3 protein-coding genes are annotated in these 3,817 nt (G+C 43.6%); 1 reads left to right on the top strand and 2 read right to left on the bottom strand.

What is annotated here, in order from left to right; translation table 11 throughout:
- Nucleotides 1-245: 245 nt before the first annotated feature.
- Nucleotides 246-1,145 carry an HlyC/CorC family transporter gene (locus tag EI164_RS15045; protein WP_192520744.1) on the bottom strand — a complete coding sequence of 300 codons (900 nt, stop codon included), beginning with the start codon at nt 1,143-1,145 and terminating at the stop codon, nt 246-248.
- A gap of 269 nt (nt 1,146-1,414) precedes the next feature.
- On the opposite strand from EI164_RS15045, the gene EI164_RS15040 reads away from it, so the two are divergent.
- Entirely contained in the window at nt 1,415-2,821 is a 1,407-nt protein-coding gene (locus EI164_RS15040; protein ID WP_192520742.1) for a DUF4105 domain-containing protein, read from the top strand.
- Between the two features lie 149 nt (nt 2,822-2,970).
- Here the strand turns inward: EI164_RS15040 and EI164_RS15035 are convergent, their stop codons facing one another.
- Entirely contained in the window at nt 2,971-3,474 is a 504-nt protein-coding gene (locus tag EI164_RS15035; RefSeq protein ID WP_225739336.1) for a YcgN family cysteine cluster protein, read from the bottom strand.
- Nucleotides 3,475-3,817 lie beyond the last annotated feature (343 nt).

The raw sequence follows: 3,817 nt of genomic DNA, 5'->3' as shown, positions 1-3,817 counted from the left end.
TGCTTTGGCTGTCACCCTCCTTTTATCTCCTCAGCATACTTTCTGATACACCACCAAAAATTAAATTTGCCCATGATACCAGTCTAAACCCAATAATAGGTAATATTGCGTAGCAAACTGCTACGACATGATAAACAAGGATGAGTATCTCAAGCCACAAACCAAAAAAAAAACACGATCGTAATCGTGTTTTTTGTCGTTCAGCAATAGGTACCTAAAGCGCGATTCAGGTTATTAACACTGAATCAATGACTGCCTATCAAGATTTGTGGTTCGACGTTCGTTTTCGTCAACTCTAAGTTATGGATAAAACGACCTTCAACATCAGTAATCGTAATTTTCCAATCGTCTATCATCACACTCTCACCTTCTAGATCACCGACATGACCCAAAGCTTGCATGACCAAACCACCCATCGTATCAACATCAGTATCATCAAACTCACAACCGAGCTCATCATTGCAGTCTTCAATCACTGTAGAAGCCTGAACGCGCCATGTATTTGGCTTATCAGGGTCAGCGACGATATTGTTAATATCACTGTCTTCCTCAAAATCATCATGTTCATCGACGATGTCACCAACGATTTCCTCTAACAAGTCCTCCATGGTAACCACTCCACCAAAGTTACCGAACTCATCAACGACGATTGCCATATGCACTTGTGTGCGCTGTAGTGAGCGTAATAAGGTGTCAGAACGCGCAGTTTCACTGATATATAGTGGCTGACGCACAAGGTCTCTTAGGCGTTTGCTTTCAATTTTATCTTCTTGATGACGCACCATATGGACGAGAATAGGAATCAAATCTTTTGCCAATAAGATACCGATAACAGCATCATCATCTTGACTGTCAAAAACAGGATAGCGCGAATGAGTGGTATCAAGGATGATATCCATCACTTCAGCAAGGCTAGCGCTTTCATGCAAACCAATCACTTGTGGGCGCGGTGTCATGATTTCACGCACTTGTGTCGCAGGCAGATCGAGCACGCCTTCTAGCATATCGACCGTGTCAGGCTCTAAGAACTGACGCGAGTCTTGTACCAAACGAGTCAGTTCATCACGGGTTTCAGGGGCGGTCGATAGCCAGCGTTTTAAGCCGCGCATCGACCAACTACTCGGGCTGGGAGTGTCGTCAGACATGGTGGTGTGGTTTAACCTCTTAAGTTAATAAAAATTAAGTTAATAAAAATTTGGCTGATAGCAGTTAATATCGTTAGTAGTTAATGATAGTAAGCAAGAATAACAGGTAAAACATAGATGGGGATAAAGCTAGCAAATAAAACAGTATAAATCAGCTTCACTTTATCTTATGGCTCACCGACATTCAACGACAAATTCATGCAAATTGTATTGTCAGTGTGTTATAAATTTTGCTATGGTCAAAGCCTTCATTTATCAAAAAAAATCCTATGTCGCTACGTTCTGTTTTTTCTCGCCTGTTTGCCTCGCGTTCAACTGGCCATCGTTCAGACAATGGCATGGGGAATCTTAGCTCAAACCATGACAGTTCAAACCATGACAGCTTAAACAATCATGGCTCACACAATCATCATGTAAAAGGTAATGGCAGCACTGGAAACCAACCAAAACCGCCGCTCAAACCAAAATCAAAATGGCGTAGCTGTCTTTTACAAATTCTAATCATCACATCTTTATTACTATCAGCCATTTGGTTGATGCTTGCCATTTGGTATCAATTTGGCGAGCAGTCGGTAATTACTTGGCTAGCCGGGATAATCATTGTTGGTGTGCTGACCGCATTGCTCAAAAGCCGCTATTGGCCAAAAAGTGCTAAGCAATCAGATAAACAGTCATTAACGGCTAAAGTAAAAACCAATAGCAATAGCAAAGCCACTACGAAACGGTTAACGGCTTTATACGCTGCGATTTGGTTGGTCGGTGTCGGCTGGTTTTTTTCTATTGAACCTCAGCAAGAGCGCGACTGGATGGCTGATGTCAATCAACGTGTCTCTTATGAGCGTGATGCGACCAACCCTGATTTAATCACACTGACCAATGTACGTAATTTTGATTGGCACACAGCAGAAAACGCGACCGCACATTGGGACACTCGAACAGTGGACTTGTCTAAACTCTCTGGTGTCGATGTGACCAACTCTTATTGGATGGGACCACTGATTGCTCATACTTTGGTCAGCTTTCGCTTTGAAGACGCCGCGCCACTGGCCTTCTCCTTTGAGATTCGTAAAGAAAAAGAGGAGTCGTTTTCTGCATTTGCCGGATTTTTTAGACGTTTTGAGCTGATCTTAATTGCTGCAGAAGAGCGTGATATTATCTACACGCGGAGCAATGCGCGCGGCGAGCAAGTGTATCTATTTCCCGTTAGTAACTTGCAGCAACACGAGGTCAGATCACTGTTTGAGTCTTACTTGACAGCCGCCGATGATCTGAATGCAGAGCCCGCTTGGTACAACACGTTGGTCAGTAATTGCACCAATATTATTTTTTATATGGCACGCATCGTCAGCGGCGATCGTCTACCATGGGATTACCGTATTTGGGTGTCCGGCTGGTTGCCTAATTATTTGTACAATGTGGGTATGCTAGATGCCAATCCCGAAAGCAGCGATCAGCCATGGTCAATGGACACTTGGTATGAGCACGCTCATATAAACCCAAAGGTTAAAGGGTTCGATAATCAAAACAACCTAGAATCTGGCGTTAATAGTCACGAAAACAGCCGCGAGTTCTCTGAGCAGATTCGCCAAGGCATTCCTACTCCGTCATTGGCTGACTCTCAAGCTGATGCTGAGACAGACGCCAAATCTACCGCCCAAGCGTCTGACTCGTATTAACTTGAAGGCTTGATTTTCAAAACTGAATTTTCAAAACTGAGCTTTAAAGGCTAGATTTTGAGGGCTGGGTATTAAGGGTTGGATATTAAGGGCTACATTGTAAGAACCAGATGTGGAAAGCTGGATTTTAAGCGTCAAACAAACTGTAACTACGGCTTGACCCAATTGACCACACGATCTTCCATTTCTTCATCCGACAGGCTAGTTTCAGAGACACAGCGTCCTGCCACACCGACATTCGTCGCGCGCATTTGTCGCTGTGTGACTACAGCATTCCCAGTCAATAATAAATGCCAACTGGGCAAGCCCTGCCCTTTATACAAACGCTTATAAGCGCAGTGGGACGGCAGCCACATCATGTTTGGTAAGTTGTCCATGGTCAGCTGAATACAGTCCGGTACATGCTCTTGGCGCGTATCGTAATGTTGGCAATACCCAGTCTCGCAGTCCATCAACTGGCAAGTCACATCAGTATATTCGACCAGCTCCTCACCGGCATTACCACTCTCATCTTCATCCATGTATTTGATCAGACAACAACTACCACAGCCATCACACAATGCCTCCCATTCGCTATGATTTAATTCATCTAAGGTAAAACGGGTCCAAAACTGTGGGCGTAATGTGTCAGTCGCTGCGGCTTCAGAAAACAGCGTCACAGGTCGCTGCGACTCAGTGTTTGAATCAGCCTCTGATTGAGCGCTTGAATTTATATCCAAGCTGTCGTCCTGTGTGTTTAGCAAGTTTATAGTCATAAAGTGGCAGTATCATTTTGATAAATAGCGTTACAGTATTATAGCTGTTTTTGCGTAACATGAGCGTTAAGGTAGTAAAAGTAAAAAGTACGATGAATTAAAAACATAAATAATCATCACTCACCACTTAAAACTTATAGGGCGTGTTGAATATTCAAATGTTAGGGCTGCTGATTGCTAAAATTGCACCAAACTAGGCGCAAGCCGACGATAATGTCGAGACCTTAACTAGGCTTGTAAC

Origin of the sequence: Psychrobacter sp. FME13 (assembly GCF_014861395.1) — a bacterium.
Classification (GTDB): domain Bacteria; phylum Pseudomonadota; class Gammaproteobacteria; order Pseudomonadales; family Moraxellaceae; genus Psychrobacter.
The sequence above is the reverse complement of the archived record's forward strand: the minus strand, read 5'-3'. Positions and strand labels throughout refer to the sequence as shown.